General features: G+C 59.3%; 21 protein-coding genes. 11 read left to right on the top strand and 10 right to left on the bottom strand.

The window, feature by feature from the left end; translation table 11 throughout:
* Window positions 1-61 precede the first annotated feature (61 nt).
* Complete coding sequence (locus GS611_RS03255; RefSeq protein WP_171632133.1) at window positions 62-835, bottom strand: 3-hydroxybutyrate dehydrogenase; 774 nt, start codon at window positions 833-835, stop codon at window positions 62-64.
* Window positions 836-1,132: 297 nt separating this feature from the next.
* On the opposite strand from GS611_RS03255, the gene GS611_RS03250 reads away from it, so the two are divergent.
* Window positions 1,133-2,950, top strand: a complete 1,818-nt coding sequence (locus tag GS611_RS03250; RefSeq protein WP_171632130.1) for an extracellular solute-binding protein — start codon at window positions 1,133-1,135, stop codon at window positions 2,948-2,950.
* Here GS611_RS03250 and GS611_RS03245 read toward each other — a convergent pair.
* Window positions 2,896-3,423: a hypothetical protein gene (locus GS611_RS03245; RefSeq protein WP_171632128.1), complete on the bottom strand. Its 528-nt coding sequence runs from the start codon at window positions 3,421-3,423 to the stop codon at window positions 2,896-2,898. The genes GS611_RS03250 and GS611_RS03245 overlap by 55 nt on opposite strands.
* Window positions 3,424-3,508: 85 nt before the next feature.
* Between GS611_RS03245 and GS611_RS03240 the strand changes: the two genes are divergently transcribed.
* Window positions 3,509-3,748: a hypothetical protein gene (locus GS611_RS03240; protein ID WP_170344111.1), complete on the top strand. Its 240-nt coding sequence runs from the start codon at window positions 3,509-3,511 to the stop codon at window positions 3,746-3,748.
* Here GS611_RS03240 and GS611_RS03235 read toward each other — a convergent pair.
* Entirely contained in the window at window positions 3,737-4,360 is a 624-nt protein-coding gene (locus GS611_RS03235; RefSeq protein ID WP_171167898.1) for a helix-turn-helix domain-containing protein, read from the bottom strand. The genes GS611_RS03240 and GS611_RS03235 overlap by 12 nt on opposite strands.
* 64 nt (window positions 4,361-4,424) lie before the next feature.
* On the opposite strand from GS611_RS03235, the gene GS611_RS03230 reads away from it, so the two are divergent.
* From GS611_RS03230 to GS611_RS03215, 4 genes are all read left to right on the top strand, one after another.
* Window positions 4,425-5,942, top strand: a complete 1,518-nt coding sequence (locus GS611_RS03230; protein WP_171632125.1) for a class I adenylate-forming enzyme family protein — start codon at window positions 4,425-4,427, stop codon at window positions 5,940-5,942.
* The gene (locus GS611_RS03225; protein ID WP_171632123.1) at window positions 5,939-6,598 is read left to right on the top strand and encodes a DsbA family oxidoreductase; all 660 of its coding nucleotides are present in this window, start codon (window positions 5,939-5,941) and stop codon (window positions 6,596-6,598) included. The genes GS611_RS03230 and GS611_RS03225 overlap by 4 nt, the downstream gene beginning before the upstream one ends.
* Window positions 6,599-6,674: 76 nt before the next feature.
* A complete protein-coding gene (locus tag GS611_RS03220; protein ID WP_171632121.1) occupies window positions 6,675-7,883 on the top strand; it encodes a multidrug effflux MFS transporter in 1,209 nt (402 codons plus the stop codon).
* Window positions 7,884-7,941: 58 nt separating this feature from the next.
* Window positions 7,942-9,600 (top strand): tetratricopeptide repeat protein, encoded by a 1,659-nt coding sequence (locus GS611_RS03215; RefSeq protein ID WP_171632119.1) that lies wholly within the window; start codon window positions 7,942-7,944, stop codon window positions 9,598-9,600.
* 141 nt (window positions 9,601-9,741) lie between these two features.
* Here GS611_RS03215 and mfd read toward each other — a convergent pair whose 3' ends face one another.
* A complete protein-coding gene (gene mfd / locus GS611_RS03210) occupies window positions 9,742-13,200 on the bottom strand; it encodes a transcription-repair coupling factor (protein WP_171632117.1) in 3,459 nt (1,152 codons plus the stop codon).
* A 21-nt stretch (window positions 13,201-13,221) separates the two neighbouring features.
* Window positions 13,222-13,746 carry a component of SufBCD complex gene (locus tag GS611_RS03205; RefSeq protein ID WP_152458141.1) on the bottom strand — a complete coding sequence of 175 codons (525 nt, stop codon included), beginning with the start codon at window positions 13,744-13,746 and terminating at the stop codon, window positions 13,222-13,224.
* Between the two features lie 120 nt (window positions 13,747-13,866).
* On the opposite strand from GS611_RS03205, the gene hemB reads away from it, so the two are divergent.
* From hemB to GS611_RS03185, 4 genes are all read left to right on the top strand, one after another.
* Window positions 13,867-14,865 (top strand): porphobilinogen synthase, encoded by a 999-nt coding sequence (gene hemB, locus GS611_RS03200; RefSeq protein ID WP_171632113.1) that lies wholly within the window; start codon window positions 13,867-13,869, stop codon window positions 14,863-14,865.
* A gap of 142 nt (window positions 14,866-15,007) precedes the next feature.
* Complete coding sequence (locus GS611_RS03195; protein ID WP_171362765.1) at window positions 15,008-15,583, top strand: YSC84-related protein; 576 nt, start codon at window positions 15,008-15,010, stop codon at window positions 15,581-15,583.
* A gap of 169 nt (window positions 15,584-15,752) precedes the next feature.
* On the top strand, window positions 15,753-18,215 hold the full coding sequence (locus GS611_RS03190; RefSeq protein WP_171632110.1) for a penicillin acylase family protein: 2,463 nt from the start codon (window positions 15,753-15,755) through the stop codon (window positions 18,213-18,215).
* Between the two features lie 109 nt (window positions 18,216-18,324).
* Window positions 18,325-18,720 carry a nuclear transport factor 2 family protein gene (locus GS611_RS03185; protein ID WP_171632108.1) on the top strand — a complete coding sequence of 132 codons (396 nt, stop codon included), beginning with the start codon at window positions 18,325-18,327 and terminating at the stop codon, window positions 18,718-18,720.
* Window position 18,721: 1 nt separating this feature from the next.
* Here GS611_RS03185 and GS611_RS03180 read toward each other — a convergent pair whose 3' ends face one another.
* The 5 genes from GS611_RS03180 to trkA all read right to left on the bottom strand — a co-directional run bounded on the left by GS611_RS03180 (window position 18,722) and on the right by trkA (window position 23,605).
* Entirely contained in the window at window positions 18,722-19,027 is a 306-nt protein-coding gene (locus GS611_RS03180; protein WP_171632104.1) for a putative quinol monooxygenase, read from the bottom strand.
* A 14-nt stretch (window positions 19,028-19,041) separates the two neighbouring features.
* Window positions 19,042-20,319: a GTPase HflX gene (gene hflX / locus GS611_RS03175; RefSeq protein ID WP_171632101.1), complete on the bottom strand. Its 1,278-nt coding sequence runs from the start codon at window positions 20,317-20,319 to the stop codon at window positions 19,042-19,044.
* Entirely contained in the window at window positions 20,319-20,558 is a 240-nt protein-coding gene (gene hfq / locus GS611_RS03170; RefSeq protein ID WP_005982826.1) for an RNA chaperone Hfq, read from the bottom strand. The genes hflX and hfq overlap by 1 nt, the downstream gene beginning before the upstream one ends.
* A gap of 132 nt (window positions 20,559-20,690) precedes the next feature.
* A complete protein-coding gene (locus tag GS611_RS03165) occupies window positions 20,691-22,229 on the bottom strand; it encodes a TrkH family potassium uptake protein (protein WP_171632099.1) in 1,539 nt (512 codons plus the stop codon).
* Window positions 22,229-23,605: a Trk system potassium transporter TrkA gene (trkA, locus tag GS611_RS03160; RefSeq protein ID WP_152458149.1), complete on the bottom strand. Its 1,377-nt coding sequence runs from the start codon at window positions 23,603-23,605 to the stop codon at window positions 22,229-22,231. Before trkA ends, GS611_RS03165 begins: the two co-directional genes overlap by 1 nt.
* A 96-nt stretch (window positions 23,606-23,701) precedes the next feature.
* Here trkA and GS611_RS03155 point away from each other — a divergent pair, with 96 nt between their 5' ends.
* Entirely contained in the window at window positions 23,702-24,181 is a 480-nt protein-coding gene (locus GS611_RS03155; protein ID WP_171632096.1) for a hypothetical protein, read from the top strand.
* The last annotated feature ends 1 nt before the right edge of the window (window position 24,182 follow it).

Below are 24,182 nucleotides of genomic sequence, written 5' to 3'. Positions count from 1 at the left end.
GCAACCCCTTCATCTTTTCCAAAATACTCTGGGGGTGTGGGGGCAGCTCCCCCGCAAAACCTCAAAGCGCGGTCCAGCCACCATCGACGGAAATTGTGGTTCCGGTGATCTGAGCGGCCGCGTCCGAACACAGGAAGATAGTCGTTCCACCCAGTTGTTCGACCGTGGCGAATTCCTTGGACGGTTGCCGTTCCAAAAGAACGTTCTTCACAACGTCCTCACGGCTCATGTTGTATTCTTTCATCGTGTCGGGAATCTGGGACTCGACCAGGGGCGTCAGCACATATCCCGGGCAGATGGCATTGCAGGTGATCGGTTCCAGCGCAGTTTCCAGCGCTACGGTCTTGGTCATTCCCACCACGCCGTGCTTGGCCGCAACATATGCCGCCTTGAAAGGGGATGCCGTCAGACCGTGGGCCGAGGCGATGTTCACCACACGTCCCCAACCTGCCTTGCGCATCATCGGCAACGCGGCCGCCGTTGTGTGAAAGGTCGAGTTCATGTTGATTGCGATAATCGCATCCCATCTATCAACCGGGAATTTGTCAATCGGTGAGACATGCTGAATCCCGGCATTGTTCACCAGAATGTCACAAGACCCCGCCTGTTCGATCAAGGATCGGCATTCCTCGCCCTTGGACATGTCGGCCTTGATGTAGCGCGCATTGGTTCCGGTCTCTTTCGCAATCTGCGCGGCAAGCGCGTGATCTTCATCGCGATCGGTAAAGGAATTCAGAACCACATCGGCACCGGCCTTGGCCAGCTCGCGTGCGACGCCCAGGCCGATGCCCGAATTTGATCCCGTGATGATTGCCGTTTTGCCGGACAGGCTCATGTCCATTCTCCCTCAAGCGTTGATCAGGCGCACCATGCCATGCTGCACCTGCAAAGAAAACGGGGAAACATGTGGGATTGGAATACCGGCCTGAGACTTCCACAGGCAAAAAAAACGCCCGCACGAAGCGGGCGTTAAGTTATTGAGGCAGGTTTCATACAGGCAAGAAACCTATCGAGCAGTGCAACCTTTATAAGCAATTCTGCGCCTTGGTCCAAGCTAAAAGTTTGATAATAAGAAAAATCATCACTACGGTGAATACCAACAAAATAAGGCCAGAGCAGGATTGTTTCCAAAATGAGCCCGGATTTTCTCCGTCCGTTTCGATCACTTGTGGCAGGAATCGCCACCATTTTCGTGATCTCTGTCGCCCATGCAGAATCGTCTCATGGCATAGCTATGTATGGGGACCCGGCCCTACCACCGGATTTTGTGTCCCTCCCATACGCCAACCCGGATGCGCCCAAAGGCGGCAACGCCGTGTTCGGAAACACTGGCGGCTTTAACAGCCTGAACCCGTTTTTGCAAAAAGGCACCTCGCCTTGGCAATTGCCTTTCTGGACCCATGAAAGCCTGATGGGGCGGTCATGGGACGAACCTTTCACACTTTATGGGCTGTTAGCCGAATCAGTTGAGACCGATCCAGCCCGGTCCTGGGTCGAATTCACCCTGCGGGAGGAGGCGCGGTTTTCCGACGGTAGTCCGGTCACGATCGATGATGTTATCTGGTCTTACGAAACGTTGGGCACGCAGGGGCATCTGCGCTATCGCGGTCTATGGGGCAAGATCGACAGTATCGAACAAACCGGCCCGCGTTCGGTGCGTATCACGTTCAATGAACCCGACCGAGAGCTTGCGCTGCTGGCCGGGATGCGCCCGATCCTGAAAAAAGCGCAATGGGAGGGCAAGAATTTCGCGGATGCACAACTGCATGATGTGCCGATTGGAACCGGCCCCTACGTGATTGAAAGCTACGAAGCGGGACGCTTTGTGAATCTGCGACGCAATCCGGACTATTGGGGAAACGACATCCCGTTTCGCAGCGGCACCATGAACCTTGATGAGCTGCGGATCGAATTCTACGGCGACGGCAGCGTCTTGTTCGAAGCGTTCAAAGCCGGAGAGCTTTCAGCCGTGCGTGAATTCAACGCCGACAAATGGGACACGCAATACAACTTTCCCGCCGTGCAGCGCGGCGATGTCATCAAGACCGAAATTCCGCATGGAAAACCTTCGGGAATGACCGGGTTCGTGATGAACACAAGAAAGGCTCCGTTCGACGACTGGCGCGTGCGCGAAGCGCTGACGCTTGCGTTCAACTTCGAATTCATCAACGACACGGTAACCGGTGGTGCGCAACCAAGGATCGCGTCTTATTTCTCGGGGTCCGACCTTGCCATGCAGCCTGGCCCGGCCCAGGGGCGGGTAAAAGATCTGTTGCTTCCTTATGCTGACATCCTGTTGCCCGGCACGCTGGAAGGGTATGAACTGCCGAAAGGCGACGGATCGGCCCGGAACCGGGCAAACCTCCGCAAGGCCGCGGGACTATTGGCCGAGGCAGGCTGGACCGTTCAGGAAGGCGTGCTGCGCAATGCAAATGGTGATGCCTTTCAGATGACTTTCCTGCTGCAACAGGGTGACAGCGAGATGGCAACCGTGGTCGAGATCTATTCCCGCGCGCTGGAACGTCTCGGCATCGGGGTCACGACGGAACAGGTCGACAATGCCCAATATGTCGGGCGCACGTCTGAGCTGGACTTTGACGTCACGACGTTCCGCCGGGCGCTTTCCCTGTCTCCTGGCAATGAGCAGCGTCTTTATTGGGGCAGCGAAACTGCCGATGCCCCCGGCACTCGTAACCTGATGGGCGTATCTTCGCCCGCAGTTGATGCCATGATCGATGCCATGCTGGCCTCAAAAACCCGCGATGACTTTACCGCGGCCACCCGCGCGCTGGACCGGGTACTGACCGCAGGCCGCTATGTCATCCCGATCTGGAGCTTTGACATCGGGCGCATCGCGCATGTCAAAGAGCTGAAGCACCCGGAAACTCTGCCCATCTATGGCGACGGTCCGCAATACATGCCCGAAGTCTGGTGGTACGACGCCCAGTAAAAGGCGCAAACCCAAGACCAGCCGTTGTACATGTGAATCCGGCTGGTCTTTCCAACTGAAGTTTCCGAAAGACGGAAGCTTAAAGTGCCAGCAATTTCATACAAACAGCGCTCGGGAAATTTCCGCCAATCGGCAAATTTCAGCACATTATTATCCCACACAAGATATCGTTTGGCCGCATTGGAAGCATCGTAATCAGCGTCCAGCATCGTCACATGCAAGCGATCCGGAAAGAAACACCCACAAACAATTTTACTTTTCTGGAAAATATGCATATAAATTGGGCATTTAGGCTTAATAGCGAGCTGGCGATGACCCCGCCTCTCTGCCTGCCGGGACAATATGGCGCTGCGGATTACAGAACAACCGGGCCCGCCACCACTCACACCAAATGTAGGCCCGTAGGCCCGTTGCGGAAACTTCGCAGCGGGCACAAATCCCCCTGAAAAAAGCGCGGTCCAGCGCTGCGACATTTTGTCATGTCTTACGTGGCGGCACCCTGTCCGTACTCTGGTGTGGGGGAGAGCAGTCCTAATCGTTGCTAAGGGAAGCTCATTGATGATGAACTGGACCGATCTTACAAACGACTGGAATGCGGCATGCGAACGCGCAAAGCGGCGTTTTCCGAACCTGCGTGACAAGGACATGATGCGCGTGTTGAAGGATCGAAAAGGGTTTGAAGCCTATTTGGCCGAACGTCACCAACTTACGATGAATGAGGCGCATGAAGAGGTCGAAGATTTCCTGTTCACCGAAGGGCTGAACCGGGAATTCAGCAGAACCGCTTTAGGCAAGTGATGTAACCCAAAGGATCGTCGCGTCTTCGTCACTGACGGAAATCACGTTGTGGCCCATGCTGCCGTCGTAATACGCGCTGTCCCCTCTGCGCATCTCAACCGGCTCGTAAAACTCGGTGTAAAGCTTGACGACACCGGTCAGCACATACATGAATTCTTCGCCGTCATGGCGCACCCAGCCGTCAAATTCATCCATTGATCTTGCGCGGACCCGCGCACGATAGGGCAGCATCTGTTTCTTGGTCAGGGTTTCGGCCAGCAGCTCATGCTCATAGGTGGTGGTGGCATGAGCCGTGCCGTCGCCCACACGGGTGATCGCCATGCGTCCGATCACCTGATCGCGCTGGGGCGGCGTAAACAGTTGCGGAACAGAAATCTCTAGCCCGGTCGCAAGCTTCTTGAGCGCGTCGTAAGTCGGCGACATCTGCCCGTTTTCAATCTTGCTGAGGGTCGAGCGTGCCAATCCGGCCTGACTGGCGGCCTGTTCCAATGTCCATTCCCGCGCTTTGCGCAGCTCTCGCACACGGGCGCCAAGGTCCAGGGGTTCGACTTCGGTATGGTCGCCAGAATCGCGGGCAATTCGGATCAGAGATTTGGGATCTTGAGTGCTCATGACCCTTCTATAGGCCCGGCCAGCCATGCTTGCAACGCGGCAGGCGGCGCGATAGCCAGAGGCCATGTTGTCAATCTTCGATCAGGGGTCGCCCGCACCCTGCCCCACGCCATTCAATCTGGCGGCCCATGTTCTGGGCCGCGCCGATCACGCGCCGGATAAAGTGGCTTTGTCGATATTGCGCCCGAACGGCGCGCAAGACTGGACCTATCGCGATCTGAAAGCGGCTGTGCTGGGCACAGGCATGGGGTTGCTGCGGGCCGGGTTGAAACCCGGTGATATCGCGCTGATGCGGCTGGGAAACACGGTGGATTTCCCGATTGCCTATCTGGGGGCAATTGCCGTGCGCATCGTACCGGTGCCGACATCGTCACAACTGACGGAACCCGAAACCGCCAAGATGATCGACGAGCTTTCTCCGGCGGTGATTCTGCGTGATCCGGGCGTCGCCTGCGCCTCGCATTCCAAACAGATCGGGCTGGACGCGTTGAAAGCCATGCGAAACCTGCCCCCGGCAGAATTTGACATGGGCGATCCGGAACGTATGGCCTATGTCGTCTATACCTCTGGAACCTCGGGCAAGCCTCGTGCCGTGGCCCATGCCCACCGAGCAATCTGGGCGCGGCAGATGATGGTCGATGGCTGGTATGGTCTGCGCGAGACCGACCGGCTGTGTCACGCCGGAGCATTCAACTGGACCTATACGCTGGGCACCGGTCTGATGGATCCATGGACCATGGGCGCAACTGCCCTGATCCCCGTGCCCGGCACCAAAATCACGGCCCTGCCTGCCCTGCTGCGCCAGCATGGCGCAACGATCTTTGCAGCGGCCCCCGGGGTCTATCGCAAGATGGTGCAAGGGTGCGATCGGGCTGAGCTGCCTGACCTGCGCCACGGCTTGTGCGCGGGTGAGAAACTGTCGCGCGCGCTGCACGAACAATGGCGAAAGGCCACCGGCACCGAGTTGTTCGAAGCCTATGGCATGTCCGAATGCTCTACCTTCATTTCCTCCAGCCCGGATCACCCCGCGCGCAGCGACGCATTAGGACAACCGCAACCCGGGCGTCGTGTGGCGATCCTTGGTCCGGACGGTCCGGTGCCAAAGGGCCAAGAAGGCACCATCGCCATTCACCGCTCTGACCCCGGTTTGATGCTGACCTATCTCAACGCACCCGATGAGGTTGAAACGCGGATGCAGGGAGAGTGGTTTCTGACCGGCGACCAGGGCGTCATGGCCGTGGATGGTCAGATCAGCTATCTGGGCCGCGACGACGATATGATGAACGCGGGTGGCTATCGCGTGTCCCCGGTCGAGGTCGAAGCCGCCCTGTCCCGCTTTCCGGGCATCACTCAGGTCGGCGCCGCCGCGGTCGAGGTCAAACCGGACACATTTGTGATAGCGGCCTTCTATACGGGCCCGGAAAAGCTGGACGATGCGGCCTTGCGCACCTATGTCGAAGCCAACCTGGCGCGTTACAAACAACCACGCGCCTTCATCCATCTGCCCGCCCTGCCGACCGGCGGAAACGGCAAACTCCTGCGCCGGGCGCTGCCGGCCTATTTCGAGGCACCAACAAAATGACCCAGACCGTCAAGCTCGACATCCTGTCCGATCCGATCTGCCCGTGGTGCTATATCGGCAAGACTCAACTGGACAAGGCACTGGCCAACGTACCCGACCACCCCTTTGTCATTGAATGGCATCCGTTCCAGTTGAATCCTGACATGACGGATGCGGGAATGGATCGGCGCGAGTATCTCGAGCGCAAGTTCGGCGGCAAGGACGGCGCGGTTCGCGCCTATGCGCCGGTGGTGGAACACGCCGAAAAGGCCGGTCTGAACATCAACTTCGAGGCCATGAAACGTACCCCCAACACGCTGGATGCGCATCGCCTGATCCATTGGGCTGGCATCGAAGGCAAGCAGAATGCCGTCGTCGATGCGCTGTTTGACGCCTATTTCGTGCAGGGTCGCGACATCGGCGACCACGAAGTCTTGGCCGATATCGCGGACAGCGCCGGAATGGACGCCGCCGTGGTCATGAAGCTGCTGAAATCAGACGCCGACCGCGAGGATATCCGCAATCGCGATGCTCATTCCCGCAAAATGGGTGTGAGCTCGGTCCCGACCTTCATTGTCGCCAATCAACATGCGGTTCCCGGCGCCCAACCTCCTGAAATGTGGGAGAAAGTGATCGCTGAAATCATGTCTCAACTTGAGGCTTCCCCTGCAGAATAGCACAGAGGTCTGTGCAAATTTCCAGTCTGGCCTATGCCGACCCGCCGTGATAGCGCGAACGGGTTAGGAGGTCTTCATGGCCAATCGCATGTCGAAGGCGGAATTCATTGCACTGATTGCAATGATGTTCGCCACCATAGCCTTTTCGATCGATTCGATGCTGCCTGCGTTGCCCGAGATCGGCGCGCAGCTCAGCCCCGATGACGTTAACCGTGCCCAACTGATCCTGACGTCATTTGTGTTGGGCATGGGGATCGGCACGTTTTTCACCGGCCCGCTTTCGGATGCGCTGGGACGCAAGCTGGTCATTTACGGCGGCGCGGCTTTGTACATTGCGGCGTCTGCTGTCGCATGGGCCAGTTCTTCACTGGAACTGGTCTTGATTGCACGTGTGGTTCAAGGCCTGGGCGCCGCAGGTCCGCGCGTGGTGGCCATGGCGATCATCCGCGACTTGTATTCAGGCCGCGAAATGGCGCGGATCATCTCAATCGCGATGATGATTTTCACGTTGATACCCGCGGCGGCACCGATGCTGGGCGCCGGAGTAATCGCTTTGTTCGGATGGCGCGGGATCTTTGTGTCTTTCATTCTGTTTGCGTTGATCATCATTTCCTGGATGGGCGTTCGGTTGCCGGAATCTCTGGCCCGGGAAAACCGTCGCCCCTTTCGCATTCCGTTGATGTTCTCGGCCACGAAGGAAATGTTCTCGCATCCGACCGTGCGCCTTTCGATCATGGTTCAGACCCTGTGCATGGGGGTGCTGTTCACCATGCTGACAATGGTTCAGCCCGTTTATGACGTTATCCATGACCGCGCCGAAAGCTTTCCGTTCTGGTTCGGGTTCGTGGCGCTGATGTCCGGGTCGGCCAGTTTGCTGAACGCGGCACTAGTGGTGCGTGTGGGCATGCGCCGGATGGTGACATGGGCGCTGGGGGGGCAAATCCTGATTACCACCTTTGTCATGACCCTGAACGCCGCGCATCTTTCGCCAGACGCCTCGTTCGCATTGTTCGTGTTCTGGCAAACCATGGTGTTTTTCATGGCCGGCGTGACGCTGGGCAACCTGAACGCCATCGCGATGGAGCCGATGGGGCATATTGCCGGAATGGCAGCCTCGGTCATCGGATCGATTTCGACGGTGCTGGCCGCTGCCATCGCCGCCCCGATCGGGCTGTTGTTCGACGGTTCGATCACGCCTTTGACCTTCGGCATCTTGAGCATGTGCATTCTGGCCTTCGGGCTTATGCTGCACATGGGCCGCGTTGAAGAACGTCTGCCAGCCTGATCTGTGCGACTCGTCAGAAACACGCTACCCTCGACCTGAACCAACCGGAGGGCTTCTGATGCGTGAATATTATGATCTGGGCAGCTATTCCTGTCCGGTAACGACCTCCGTTCCCGAGGCTCAGCTGTGGTTCGACCGCGGCCTGAACTGGACCTATGGGTACAATCACGAAGAAGCCGTGGTTTGTTTCCAGCGCGCAGCTGAACACGACCCCCAATGCGCCATGGCATATTGGGGCGTCGCCTACGCGGCGGGGCCGAATTACAACCTGCCATGGGACTTGCAGGACGAGCGGGGACACCGCAAGGCGCTGGCGCTGGCTTATGATGCCATGCAAAACGCCCTTCGATTGACAGACGGCTGTACGCCCGTCGAGCAAGCTCTGATCCGAGCCCTCCCTGCGCGCTATCCGCAACGAGATCCGGTAGAGGACATGCACCGGTGGGATCACGATTTTGCCGAAGCGATGCGCGCAGCCTTCGCCGCGCACCGCGATCATGCGGACCTGCGCGCGATCTACGTCGAGGCGCTTTTGAACTTGACACCCTGGAAAATGTGGGACCTGAAAACCGGCCAACCAGCAGAAGGCGCTGCAACGCTTGAAGCGCAAGAGGCGTTGGAATGGGCCATTGCCAACGATCCGGCCGCCATGTCACATCCCGGCCTGCTGCATCTTTATGTTCACCTGATGGAGATGTCGCCCACGCCGGAAAAAGCTCTGAAAGCCGGTGATGTCCTGCGCACATTGGTGCCCGATGCGGGGCACCTGGTGCATATGCCGACACATATTGACGTGCTGTGCGGCCATTATCACAATGTGGTGCAGTGGAACGAAAAAGCCTCGAATGCGGATCTGAAGTATTACGAACGCGAAGGCGCGTTCAATATCTACACCGGCTACCGTCAACACAATTATCACTTCGCCATCTATGGCGCGCTGTTTCTAGGTCAGATTGAACCTGCCCTACGCGCCAATCAGGGATTGTGGGATACAACGCCAGAGGAGATGCTGCGCATCGAAAGCCCCCCAATGGCGGATTACTTCGAAAGCTACATGTCCATGGGGCCGCACATCCTGATCCGCTTTGGCCGCTGGGAAGAGGCCAAGGCGCTGGAGCTGCCCTCTGATCCGGATCTTTATCGCACCCTGACGGCCACGACCCACTACGCCCGCGCCATCGCGCATGCCGCAACCGGTGATGTTGTCCATGCCGAAGCGGAAGAGAACCTGTTTCTCGCAGCCAGAGAATGCGTTCCGGAAACACGCAGGTTGCACAACAATCGTGTGATCGACCTGCTGGAAATCGCGGGGGAGATGCTGCGCGGTGAGATCGAGTACCGAAAAGGCAATTTCGAAATCGCCTTTGCCCATCTGCGCCGCTCGGTCGAACTGGACGACACCCTGCCCTATGACGAACCCTGGGGCTGGATGCAGCCCACCCGCCACGCGCTTGGCGCATTGCTGTTCGAACAAGGTCATGCGGCAGAAGCAGAAGCCGTCTATCGCGAAGATCTTGGCCTTGGCGGCTCGCTCAGCCGCGCTTCGATCCATCCCGACAACGTCTGGAGCCTGAAGGGACTGTACGATTGTCTCAAAGCCCGCGGGGAAGATGTTGAAATGCGACAAGTCAAACAACGCCTGGATCTGGCTCTGGCCCGTGCTGATCGGGCGGTTGCAGCGTCTTGCTTCTGCGCGCAGGCTGCAATGCGAGTATAGGCGGGATCGCGCTGCCGCGCGATGCCTCCGGCGGGGATATTTTCAGCCAGACGAAGCTGGGATCCGTGACTTCATCTGGCCGCAAATATCCCGGGGGAGATGCGCGGAACGCGCAGCGGGGGCAGAGCCCCATCTTGCCCATCAGCCAGCCTTGGTCTTCTTCTTTTCCGCGACCACTTTTTCAGCAAGGTCGCGGGCAATCGCAAAGGCCCCTTTGATCTTGTCGCTGTCTTTCTTCCAATCCCGGCGCACGACGATCTTGTTATCCTTGACCTTGGCCATGCCGCGCTGGTTCTGAATGAATTCGACCAATCCCTGAGGCGACGCGAACTTGTCATTGTGGAACTGGATCGTTGCACCTTTCGGGCCTCCGTCCAGCTTGGCGATGCCTGCCCGTTTGCACATGGCCTTGATGCGCACGACCAGCATCAAGGTATTCACCTCTTTCGGCAATTTGCCAAAACGGTCGATCAATTCCGCGGCAAAACCTTCCAACTCGACCTTGGTCGACAGCGACGACAGGCGGCGGTAGAGGCCGAGACGAACATCCAGATCGGGCACGTAATCATCGGGTATCAGAACCGGCACGCCCAGATTGATCTGTGGGGCCCATTGGTCGTCGGCATCTGACAGGCCCTCCATCTCGCCCGCCTTGATCTTGGCAATCGCTTCTTCCAGCATGGATTGATAAAGCTCATAGCCCACATCGCGCATCTGGCCAGACTGCTCTTCGCCCAGCAGATTGCCAGCGCCCCGAATGTCGAGGTCTTGACTGGCCAAAGTAAACCCGGCACCCAGCGTGTCCAGCGAGCCCAGAACCCGCAGGCGTTTCTCGGCAGTGGCGGTCAGTTTCTGTCGTGGCTTGGTGGTCAGATAGGCATAGGCGCGGGTTTTGGACCGGCCCACCCGGCCCCGGATCTGATAAAGCTGCGCAAGACCGAACATATCGGCGCGGTGCACGACCATCGTGTTCGCCGTTGGAATGTCCAAACCACTTTCCACAATAGTTGTGGCCAACAGCACATCATACTTTCCGTCATAAAACGCGTTCATTCGGTCATCGAGTTCACCCGCCGCCATCTGGCCGTGTGCAACCACATAGGTCAGTTCGGGCAGCTGGCTTTTCAGGAACTCCTCGATCTCGGGCAGATCCGAAATGCGCGGAACCACGTAGAAACTCTGCCCGCCGCGATAGTGTTCGCGCAGCAGCGCCTCTCGGATCGTGACCGCGTCGAATTCGCTGACATAGGTTCTGATCGCCAGACGGTCGATGGGCGGTGTGCCGATGATCGACAGATCGCGCACCCCTGTCAGTGACAATTGCAAGGTTCGCGGAATCGGGGTTGCGGTCAGGGTAAGAACATGGATGTCACTGCGTAGTTGCTTCAGCCGTTCCTTGTGTCCAACACCGAAATGCTGTTCTTCGTCGATGACCAGCAGACCCAGATTGTGAAACCGTATGTTCTTGGCCAACAGCGCATGGGTCCCGATCACGATATCGACCGTGCCCTTGGCCAGCCCGTCACGTGTCTGCTGCGCCTCTTTGGCCGAGACGAAACGCGACAATTGCCGCACTTCCAGAGGGAAGCCGCGAAACCGTTCCCTGAAGCTTGCGGCATGCTGTCGGGCAAGCAGTGTTGTCGGTGCCACCACCGCAACCTGCACGCCGGACATGGCGGCGACAAAGGCGGCGCGCATCGCCACCTCGGTCTTGCCAAAGCCGACGTCACCGCAGATCAGCCTGTCCATCGGCGCGCCCGAGTGCATATCCTCCATCACCTCGGCGATGGCGCGCAACTGATCATCGGTTTCCTGATAGGGGAAACGCGCGCTGAATTCCTCCCACGCGTGCGGCGGTGGATCCATCACGGGGGCTTTCCGCAGCGCACGTTCCGCCGCGATGCGGATCAGCTTGTCCGCCATCTCGCGAATGCGCTCTTTCAGCTTGGCTTTCTTGGCCTGCCAAGCGCCACCGCCGAGTCGATCCAAAAGCCCTTCGTCATGGCCGTATTTCGACAGCAGTTCGATGTTTTCGACCGGCAGGTACAACTTTGCCTGCTCGGCATATTCCAGCAGCAGGCATTCGTGGGCGGCACCGGCGGCCGTGACGACCTCCATCCCCATGTATCGACCGATGCCGTGATCCACATGCACCACCAGATCGCCGGGGCTGAGCGACTGAGTCTCGGTCAGGAAATTCTCGGCCTTGCGGCGCTTCTTGGGTTGCCGGATCAAGCGGTCGCCCAGTACGTCCTGTTCAGCGATCACCGTTAGATCAGGAGTTTCGAACCCGTGCTCCAACGCCCAGACGGCAAGGTGCAAGCCGCGCTTTCCGATGCGCGTTCCATTGGCAATGGGAATCGCCTCGGCCAGACCTTCATCCTCGATCAGGCCGGTCAGACGTTCGCGCGCACCTTCTGAATAGGACGCGATCAGCACCGGACCTTTGTCAAGCTTGGCGCTGATGTGGCTGGCCAAAGCACCGAACAGGCTGATGCTTTCCTGCTGACGTTCCGGAGCAAAATTGCGCCCGATCCGCCCGCCCGCATCGATGACACCGGGACCCGAGGCCTGCGGCAAGGGGCTGAACTGCATGACACGCCGATCCGCGACAGCCGCCTCCCACGCGGCATCATCCAGATACAGCAACCCCGGAGGTGTCGGTTTATAGACCGTATCCATGCGGGATCGGTTTTCCAGCGCCAGACGCCGGGTTTCGTATTGATCGGCAATCGTCTCCCATCGGGCCAATCTGGCCGGTGTAACCTGATCATCGACGGTGATCGTGGCATCTGGCAGATAATCAAACAGTGTTTCAAGCTTCTCGTGGAAGAAGGGCAGCCAATGTTCGATACCCTGATGCTTGCGACCGGCGCTTACCGCTTCGTATAGCGGATCATCCGTGCCCGCGGCGCCGAATTCGATGCGATAGTTCTGGCGGAACCGCGTAATGGCCGCATCATCCAGAATGACCTCGGACACCGGCGCAAGTTCAACCACGTCCAGCTTTTCAGTCGTGCGCTGAGACACGGGATCAAAACGGCGCGCGCCGTCCAGTACGTCTCCGAACAGGTCCAGACGGACGGGGCCCGATTCACCCGGCGGGAAGATATCGATGATACCACCGCGAATGGCGTAATCGCCCGGCTCCATCACGGTGGGGCTTTGCGTGAAGCCCATGCGCACCAGGAAGTTGCGCAGCGCGGCCTCATCAATGCGCTGATCTACACGGGCGGTAAACGCCGCCTCGCGCAGCACGTCTCGCGCCGGGACGCGTTGGGTTGCCGCATTCAATGTCGTCAACAACACGAATTTCTGCGGCATCTGGTGAACCAGAGCCGCCAGCGTGGCAACGCGGGCCGCTGAAATGTCGGCGTTGGGTGACACCCGGTCATAGGGCAGACAATCCCAGCCCGGAAACACGAAGACCGGCATGTCGGGGGCAAAGAAGGCCAGTGCCGCGCGCATCGCCTCCATCCGCTTGTCGTCACGTGCGACATGGGCCACCGGCCCGTTGCTGCGGGCGATTTCGTTCAGCACAAGCTGCGCGTCAAACCCTTCGGGGGCGCCGCCAACTGTCACGTGGTTCGGAGCCTTCATCGCCTCGCCTTTCAGATTTTGCTATCCCAGAACGCCAATCGAGATGTTCTGATACATGCCCCAGAACGAAGTGACCAGTATCGAGATCATGCCTATGATCTGGGTATAGAGCCGGCAGCGCGCAATGGTTTTCGAAACAGACTCGAGCGTCAGTTCCTGCCGCCGCAATCGTCGCGCGTGCACGATGTTCACCACCAGAACAAGCGTCAGTGGAAACAGAAGAAGGAACACGGCCTGCGCGAACTCGACACCGTAATAGAATCCAAGCGTGGCCAGCCCGGTGAACAGAAAACACCCGAATGCCAACAGGATGGTGCCTGACATGTCGACGATCAACAGGATCCGGTTGGTGTGTATGCGAACGATGTCCAGAAGGTCGATCTCGACCTGCCCGCCAATGCGTCGGGCACGTACCACCAGATCGTAGGGAATGCCCATTACCCAGTGACTCGCCGAAGACCAGACAACCGCCAGCACGATCCAGAACCAGAGATTCGAAAAGCTGCGCATGTCGATGACTTCAAAGATCGAAGAGTACCAGTCCAAACCCAACCCTTTATTCAAACCACTCAGGGAGGTTCGGCCACGCTGCCGCGTCCATTGATACCCTTGAGACCTTTGTGAATTCATGCCACCCAATGCACGAATGTTCAAGGAGAACGCGCCATGAAACCGACCGTTGCCCCCTATCCCATGACCCGCTTTCGGCGTGCCCGTCAATTCCGGGCAATCCGCGGACTTGTGCGCGAGAATGTCTTGACCACGGACGACCTGATCTGGCCCGTTTTCGTCCGCGACGGCGAAGGGGTTGAAGAACCCGTTCCCTCGATGCCGGGCGTGGTTCGCCGGTCGGTGGATCTGATTGCAAAAGCGGCCGTCGAAGCGCAAGCGCTTGGAATCCCGGCGATATGCATCTTTCCCTACACGGATTCCGCGCTCAAGACCGAAGACTGCGCCGAAGCCTGGAACCCCGACAACCTGTCGAACCGGGCCATCCGGGCGATCAAGGCGGCAGCCCCCGACATCGCGGTGATGACGGACGTGGCGCTGGACCCGTACAATATCAATGGTCATGACGGTTATGTCGTCGACGGCGAGATCGTGAATGATCAGACCATCGAAGCGTTGGTCAAGATGACCCTTGCCCAGGCCGATGCCGGTGCCGACATCATCGGACCGTCGGATATGATGGACGGCCGGATCGGGGAAATGCGCCGCGCATTGGAAGGCGCCGGGCATCACAACGTGATGATCCTCAGCTATGCCGCGAAATACGCCAGCGCTTTTTACGGCCCCTTCCGCGACGCCGTCGGCGCCTCGGGCGCGCTGACCGGCGACAAGAAAACCTATCAGATGGACCCGGCCAACTCGAACGAAGCCCTGCGCCTGATCGAACGCGATCTGACCGAAGGCGCGGACATGGTGATGATCAAACCCGGAATGCCCTATCTGGATATCTGCCGTCGTGTGAAAGACTGCTTTGGTGCGCCCACCTATGCCTATCAGGTATCGGGGGAATACGCGATGATCCAGGCGGCCGCCCAGAATGGCTGGATCGACGGAGAAAAGGCGATGCTGGAAAGCCTGCTGGCCTTCAAGCGCGCCGGGTGCGACGGTATCCTGACCTATTTCTCGCCTCAGGTTGCCCGGATCCTGCAGGGCTAAAACCCCGAAGAGTCGCAACTTTTCGCCGACAAGCCCCCTTGAGCGGGCAGCTTTCCCGTGACACAACGCCCTAATCGGCGTATCCTTGCCGTCAAGATCGGGATCACCCGACATATCAGGCACAGTTACAGAGAAAACAACCATGAGCAGTTCCAACTCCCCCCGACTGAACCGTCGCGGCTTTGCCTTGGGCATGGCAGGCCTGTCCCTGACCGCTGCCTGTGGCAACGGCGTCGGCAACTCAAACTCGGCCACGATCGACGCCCGCGTCGATGCCACGCTGACCGAAATGTACAGCCGGTACCCCAACACCGTGGAAATCGCGAACAAAGCCAACGGCATGTTGGTTATGCCCCTGATCACCGACGCCGGATTGATCTTCTTTGGCGGTGCCTACGGCCAAGGCGCGCTGCGCATCAACGGCGCCACGGTCGATTACTATTCTGCAATTTCCGGAACCGCAGGTCTGCAAATCGGTGCGCAGCAATATGCGCATATCCTGTTCTTCATGACCGAAGATGCGCTGAACGATTTCCGCCGTTCCAGCGGATGGACCGCCGGTGCCGATATCGGATATGTGGTTGACGCAACCGGGAATTCCTTGTCCACGGACACGACAACACTGCGTTCGCCGGTGCTGGCGGTGGTCTTCGGCCAGGCCGGTCTTAAATTCGGCGCGACCGTCGAAGGTACGAAATACACCCGCATCATCCCATAACCCGGATTACCACTTCCCCCACACACGGCCCCGTCGCAGAACAACACTGCGGCGGGGCATTTGATTTCAACCCTTTCCACGCAGGTTCTTGCCGCGTTCCTCTTTCGGTCGGACCGACCATCCTCTAGTCTTTGCCCAACCTTCATCTGAATAAGAATCTGGGGCAGTAATGGGTCTTGTTTTCCGCTGGCTAGTGCGCATCGCGTCGGGTCTGATCATTCTGATCCTCGCCGCCATGGGCCTTGTCTATTTTCTGGCCAGCCAATCCCTGCCGGACTATGACCAAACGCTTGAGGTCGACGGCCTGACCGCCCCGGTTGAAATCGTACGCGACACCGCCAACGTGCCGCATATTCTGGGCCAGACCGATCCCGATGTGTTCTTTGGATTGGGATATGCCCATGCACAGGATCGACTGTGGCAGATGACGGTCATGCGCCGTACCGCGCAAGGCCGACTGTCCGAGGTCTTTGGCCCGCGCACGCTTCACATCGACAAGCTGCTGCGCAGACTGGACCTTTACGGGCTGGCCCACCGCTCGGTCGAGGCGCAGGACGATTATACCAAGGCCGCCCTGCGCGCCTATTCCGCCGGGGTCAATGCCCGCCTGACCGAGATCAACGAAGAGGCGCTGGGTCGCGGCGCACCCGAGATGTTCCTGTTCAACGCCACGGTCTCACCCTGGCAACCGGGTGACAGTATCGCGATGATCAAGCTGATGGCGCTGCAACTGTCAGGCCACCTGACCGATGAAGTTCTGCGTGCGCGCACGTCCCTGATGCTGAACAACCCCGAGCGTCTGGCCGATATCCTGCCCGACGTTCCCGGACCCGGGATCGCGGCGTTGCCGGAATATGCCACCCTGTTCCCAAATCTTCCGCGGTATGCGGCGGGAACGGACATTCCCGACACACCTCTTTCGCCCCTTCCCAAACGTGGTCTGGCCGGAGCTTCAAACGCCTGGACCGCCGCGCCGTCACGTTCTGCAAGTGGCGGAACCCTGTTGGCCAACGACCCTCATTTGGGTTTCACTGCGCCCGGGATTTGGTACCTGGCACATCTCGGATTGGAAAAAGGCGGTGTCATCGGGGCCTCGATCCCCGGTGTGCCCGCCATCATGACCGGACGCAGCGACCGGCTGGGATGGGGGCTTACATCCTCGTATCTTGACGATCAGGACGTACATATCGAGCAACTGAATCCTGACAACCCCGAGGAATACCTGACCCCGACCGGCTTCAAGGAATTCCAGACCCGCCCTTCGATCATCGAGATCAAGGGGGAAGCTCCGGTTACGCTGACCCTGCGCTGGACAGACAATGGGCCAGTGCTGCCGGGCACGGATTACAAGCTGGAAACGATCACGCCGCCGGGCCATGTGGCGTCGCTGTCCTGGACGGCGCTCAGCCCGCGGGACACGTCGATGTCGGCGTCCATGGCGCTGATGAACGCCGACAACGTGGAGCAGGCCATCGCGGTCGGTGAGCAGTTCATCGCGCCTTCTCAGAACCTGTCGCTGGTCGACAAGACGACCATCGGGATGAAGCTGATCGGCGCCATGCCTCGGCGTGATCCGCTAAACCAAAGCCGGGGGCGCATCCCCTCGCCCGGCTGGATCGAGGCCAATCGCTGGCAAGGCCGCCTGCCCTATGCCGGCAACCCGGAATTCGTGGCCCCCGTCGGCGGTGTTCTGGGCAACACGAACAACAAGATCATAGACCGCCCCTTCCCGGATCACGTCTCGTATGAATGGGGCGATACGCAGCGCGTGCATCGCTGGGAACGCCTGATGCAATCGCGCGAGGTGCATACCCGCGACAGCTTTATCGAGGCGCAGCTGGACACGGTCAGCTTTACCGCACGGTCTCTGCTGCCGCTGATCGGTGCCGATCTGTGGTTCACCGGGGCTTCGGCCCCCGAAGGAACGCCGGAGCGCCAGCGCCAGATCGCGCTGTCGCTGCTGGCGGACTGGAACGGTGAGATGAACGAACACCTGCCCGAGCCGTTGATCTATGCGGCCTGGCTGCGTGCGCTGCAAATCCGGCTGATCTCGGACGAGATTGGGCCTTTGGCCAGTGAATACAAACATGTCGAACCGCTGTTCATCGAACGGGTCTACCGCGACATTGACGGCGCGGGTGTCTGGTGCGACGTGATCCAAAGCGCACCGGTCGAGACATGCACCGAGATGGCACGGCTTGCGCTGGACGACGCGCTGATCTGGATCTCTGAACGATATGGCAGCGCACTTGAATCCCTGCGTTGGGGCGACGCGCATCAAGCAACGCATGATCACCCCGTGCTGGGCTCTGTCCCTATATTGCGTTTTTTTGTGAACATTCGCCAATCGACCAGCGGCGGCGACAACACATTGCTGCGTGGCCGAACATCGGGCGAAGGGCCTGATCCGTTCCAGAATGTGCACGGCGCCGGGTATCGCGGGGTTTATGACTTTGCCGACCCCAACAGCTCGGTCTTCATTACGGCGACCGGGCAATCGGGTCATTTCCTGTCGCGTTACTATGACGATCAGGCGCAGCTGTGGCGACGTGGCGAATACATACCCATGTCACTGGATCTTGATCTGGCCCGCGCTGCGGCTGTCGGGGTTACCAATCTGATCCCGCGATAATCCGCCTATTCGGCAAGTCCCCGCCCTGTTCGCGGGGGCATCGTGGCACCGACAGCTTTATTCGCCTAACATAACGGCACCGATCATGTGGGACCAAAAGGGGGCGAGTATGGCCAGCATTCGGGATACTCTGAATAACCTCGCGCGAGACTACGCAATAGCGTGGAGCTCGGGTGACCCCGACGCGGTTGCCGGCTTCTTCGCGTCAAACGGGCAGGTCACCATCAACCGGGGCGACCCGATCGAGGGGCGCGTGGCGATCGCCGACATGGCCCGGAGTTTTTACGCGGATTTTCCGGATCTCGAGCTGCGTTGCGACATGATGCGATGGGCCGGATCTCATGCCATATTTGTCTGGACCCGCGAAGGGCACCATTCCGTAACCGGCAATCACGTCATAGCGCGCGGCTGGGAAGAGTGGGAACTGACGTCAGATTATCTTGTACAATCATCATCGGGCTGGTTCGACGCGGACGACCATCAACGGCAGATTGACGGGGCCTGACTCAACGTCCACTGAATGCGCGTTCTATCCTGTAGTCCCGCGGTATCCCCTGAGTGACCCGCGACCAGTCAGACGCCCGTGTCCGGGCCTGATGTGCATCGAAAGCCTGCTGATCTGCAAATACTTCTGACACGTTGAACCGACCCGGACAGGTCTGATCCTCGATCACGTCAAAGGATATGCAGCCCTGTTCCGCACGGGTCAGTTTCACATGGTCCGGCAACGCCGCGCGCACCTCTTCCAGCCGGTCCACAGGCACATCGATATGGCCGGTCAGGAACACTCTTTGGTCCGGCTTGTCGGACATATCCGGCCCCATCGCTAATTCTTCAGCGCCTCGAACTGAGCCGCCTGTTTATCGGTCCACAATACCGTGATGCGGAAACCGTCATCGGTCTGTTCTTCTGTGCGCACCACATCCTGCCGGAACAACCAGGCCCGCTTGTCCCCGTCCGAGAAAGACAGATCCAATACCGCCTCACGGCGTGCACCTTGCAGATGCATCGCGATCTCGGTCAGCAAAGGTGCGATGCCTTCCCCGGTCACAGCCGAAATCGCAAATATCTCAGGATCTCGGTCCGCCCGCGCTAATGTCGCCTCGCGTTCATCAGCGCTCAGCAGATCTATCTTGTTCCAGACCTCAAGCCGGGGCCTCTCTTCGTCGACGCCCAGCGAGGTCAGGATCGCCTCGACATCCTGCGCCTGCGCCTCGGTTTCCTCGTGGCTGATATCACGCACATGGACGATCAGGTCGGCCCCCAGGACTTCTTCCAGCGTCGCCCGGAAAGCCGCCACAAGCTCGGTCGGGAGGTTCGAGATAAAGCCCACCGTGTCCGACAGGATCACTTCGGGGCCGTCGGGCAACTGTACGCGGCGCATGGTCGGATCCAGTGTGGCGAACAGCATGTCCTTGGCCATCACTTCGGCCCCAGTCAGGTGATTGAACAGCGTCGATTTCCCTGCGTTCGTATACCCGACGACTGCGACGATTGGATAAGGCACCTTGGCCCGGGCGGCCCGGTGCAGTGTCCGGGTCTTGACCACCTTCTGCAACTGCCGCCGCAAGCGCACCAATTGCTCGTCAATGGCGCGGCGGTCGGCTTCGATCTGGGTTTCGCCGGGTCCGCCGACAAATCCCAAACCACCGCGCTGACGTTCAAGGTGAGTCCACGCCCGTACCAGTCGCGTCCGCTGATAGCTGAGCGCGGCCATCTCGACCTGCAATACCCCTTCCCGCGTGCGGGCGCGATCGCTGAAAATCTCTAGGATCAACCCGGTCCGATCGAGGATCTTGACCTTCCACGCCTTTTCCAGATTGCGCTGCTGCACCGGGGTCACCGGCCCGTCGATCAGAACCAGCTCAACCTCGTTGTCGCGAAAACGCGCACCAAGTTCTTCAATCTTGCCGCTGCCGAACAAATACCCGGCCTGCGCGCGTTGAAGTCGCACGATTTCTGATCCGATCACGTCCAGATCGGGCAATGCGGCGGCCAGTGCCACCGCCTCTTCCAGCGCCGGTTCGGGGACACGGCGCTGTTCATCTGATTTGATTTCGGGATGCAGCACCCAGGCCCGGGTGCGCGCCCGCTCATGTTCCATCAAGAGGCGTCTTCGCCCTCATACAGGTTAATCGGCTGTGACGGCATGATGGTCGAAATCGCGTGTTTGTAGACCAGCTGCGACTGTCCGTCGCGGCGCAACAATACGCAGAAATTGTCGAACCAGGTGATGACACCCTGCAATTTCACACCGTTGATCAGGAAAATCGTGACCGGAACCTTAGCTTTCCGTACATTGTTCAGGAAGGCATCCTGAAGATTCTGTCTGTCCGAAGCCATATTTTTATAATCTCGCCATTGTTCTTGCTACGCGCTGCGGACCAACGCGCTCCCTCCGGCAGAGTATGGAGTGCTACGCACAGATATTCCAGATGAAAAATCAGGCGTTAGCCGCCGCACGATGTGCCCGGCTCAATCCCGCCAAAGCGACGGGGTGATCAGGGCGATGATCGCCAGCGTTTCCAGACGCCCGATGACCATGGCCGCGCACAGCGTCAGCTTGGCGCTGGCAGAAAGATCGATCAGGCGAATTGGAACGTCCGTGGCCAACTCGATCAACGGCCCCGTCGTGCTGAGCGTGGCCACGCTGAGCACCATGGCCTGTTCGAACCCGGACCCCATCGCCGCAAGCAGAAGGTTGAAGACCGCAAGGGTCAGCGCAAAGAGCATCAGAAAGATCCAGGCGATGAACGCACCATCGCTTTGAATGCGGCGATTGCCCCCCCCTGCACCGCTGACGGATGAGGGATAGATCAGGCGGTCGATCTCTCGTGCGCCATTCAGATACAGCGCGAAGACCCGCAACAGCTTGACCCCTCCGGCTGTCGTCGCGACCCCGCCGCCGATCAATGCCAGCCCCATCAACAGCAAACCGGGCGTTCCCAAACCCGACAGTTGCTGTGCGTCGTTCCAGTTCGCGCTTTCGAAACCGGCCGTCGTCAGGAAAGCCAGAACGGTGAACAGCATCCCCCAGATGACCTGCAAGGCCTGCAATCGTTCCATTTGACCACCGATTTCCGTCACGCCCGCGACAACCCGGAAGAACAACAGGATTGCGACGCCCAGGACAATCATCAGACCAATACGAAACTCGGGGTCCGTATCCAGACGGGAATAGCCTGTTGTCGCGGTATCCTTCGAAAAAGTCAGACGCGAGAGAGCAAAGAACAGGAACAGAAACAGGATGGCTTCGCCCGTAAACCCGGCCTGCGCCCCTTCCATGCCCCCGACAGGAGAGATGCCGGACGTGGCCATCACTGCCATCGCATGGCACACCGCCGTCAGACCGACTTCACCGGCGATCAACAGAAGAACCCAGATCACGGTCGTCAGCCCGACATAGACTGGCGTCAGGGTCCTGGCGACACGGATCAGACGGCCACGCGGGTCCACGCGTTCGCTCTGCGCCACCCCTGACACCGGGCGCCCCGGCTGGCCTTTGGCAGTGACCTCGAACCCGCCAAGCGACAGCGGCGCAAGGATCGCCGCAGCGGCGATCCACATCAGCAGGCCGCCCATCCAACCGACCATGGCGCGCCACAAATGCAACGGGGCCGTCAGGCGGGCCGGATCCGGAAACAGGTCCGCCCCCGTGGTCGTCAGAGAGCTGACCATATCGAAATAGGCGTTCAGAAAGGTGGTCGTACCAAGCGCGTCGTGAAATGGGATCGCAAGAAATATGGGCAGCAGCGTGAAACAGGCCAGCATCACCGCCAGCTGCCCCAACGTGCCGCGCCGGGGTATGCGGTTGGAGGACGCCATCGCGATGGTGGCTACCAGAAACAAGCCCAGGATCCCGGAATACAGAAAGGATCGTGACGTGTCGTGATCGTCCAGAGCCAATGCATAGATCGCCGGAATCCACATGGTCAGGGATGCAATGCCCCAGATCAGCAGGAACAACGGCAACCGCCGCAACAATCCAACCTGTTGTGTCCCTGCATGCGCCATCAGAAGAAATCGATTGAAACCTGCATCAGGCGTTCAACCTCTGGCACGTCCTTGGCCATGGCAAAGATTGCGACCACATCTTTTTCATCGATCCGCAGGCTGCCTGTCGGTCGCAGAACCTCGTCTCCCTTGCGGACCGCGCCCACAAGCACCCCCTCGGGGAAGTCGATATCGCGCAGACGTTGCCCGGCCATAGGCGAGGTCGACAGAACCTCGGCCTCGATCACTTCGGCCTCGGCGTCCCCGATTGAATAGACCTGACGCACCCGTCCATGCCGGATGTGCCGCAGGATCGAGCTGACGGTCGTGGCCCGCGGATTGATATAAGCATCGATCCCCAAAGGCCCCATCAGGGCCACCATGCTGGGGTCGTTGATCAATGCAATCGCCAGAGCGCACCCTTCGGCCTTGGCACGCACCGCAGCCAGCATGTTCGTACGGTCGTCATCCGTAACTGCCAGCATCGCATCGGCCCGTTCGATCCCCGCCTCGCTCAGCAACCCGGCATCCAGCCCGTCGCCATGCAGCACGATCGTCCGTTCCAGAGCTTCGGCGGCGAGTTCAGCGCAATGGCGGTCGCGCTCGATGATCTTGGCCCGCACGCGGCTTTCGCGTTCTTCCAGCGTTCTGGCCACTTCCAGCCCGACATTTCCGCCGCCCACGATCACCACGCGATCCTGCCGTTTTTGCGCTTTGCCGAACACCTCCATGGTGCGATCCACGTCCTTGACGTTGGTGAAGACATAGCATTCATCGCCCACGAACAGCTGATCCTCGGACTCGGGCGCAAACAGCGTGCCTTCGCGCCGCACCCCAACCACAATGGAACTGAGGGTCGAGAACAGATCCGTCAGCTGCCGCAACGGCGTATTGACGATCGGGCAATCCTCTTCCACCCGCACTCCAAGCAGCTGCGCCTTGCCGTCCATGAAAATCTCGGTGTCAAAGGCGGATGGGGCTGACAGGCGGCGCATGGCGGCGGCGGCAACTTCGCGTTCGGGGCTGATCACCACATCAATCGGCAGATGATCACGACGGTACAGATCCGAGTGGATCGCCTCGAGGTAGGATTTCGACCGCAGGCGCGCGATCTTGCGCTGAATCGAAAAGACCGAATGCGCCATCTGGCAGGTGACCATGTTCACCTCATCCGAATGGGTGGCGGCAATGATCATGTCAGCGTCACGGGCCCCTGCCCGTTCCAGCACGTCCGGATAACTTGCAAACCCGGCGATCCCCTGCACATCAAGCGTTTCAGTCGCCCGCCTTACAAGGTCGGGATTGTTGTCCACGACGGTAACATCGTTCAGCTCGCCCGAAAGATGCCGCGCGATCTGCCAGCCGACCTGACCCGCACCGCAAATAATGACCTTCATGCTTCTGGCCCTTCTGCCTGAAAGGATTGAATGACAGATGCCCCCAGAGCGGTCAATTGAATTGTCATCGCAGCCCGGCTGCGGCATGATAAGCATATGAAAACGCTGTTTCCTATGCTGTTACCTTTGATGGTGCTGTCTTCTTGCGGACCACTTTCGCTGTACTACCGCGAAGGTGAAACCGTATCGCGCCTGCAAAAAGAGACCACTCAGTGCCAGCTGAAGGCGGTCAAGGAAGTGCCGGTAGCCAATCAGATCCGCCAAAGCCCGCCAACCTATTGGCCGGGGCGCACATATTGCGATGGCAGGGGTCGTTGCTATCAATCACCCGGCTGGTGGCAGCCCGGCCGTGTTTATACCGTGGATGTGAATCAGGGACTGCGCAACACGGTCGAAGCGCAATGCATGGCACAGAAAGGGTTTCGACCCGTAAGCCTGCCGCCGTGCAAACAGAACGTGAAATCACGCGTGCCCGCAACGCGAACAACCACTTTGCCACCGCTCAACAGCGCGTCGTGCTTTGTGAAATTCGATGACGGCTCATTTCAGATCATAACGCCCGGTCAGGCCGGCTGAG

Source organism: Ruegeria sp. HKCCD6119, assembly GCF_013110585.1.
In the GTDB taxonomy this organism is placed as follows: domain Bacteria; phylum Pseudomonadota; class Alphaproteobacteria; order Rhodobacterales; family Rhodobacteraceae; genus Ruegeria.
Note: the sequence above shows the minus strand (reverse complement) of the source record. Positions and strands in the feature narration are given on the sequence as shown.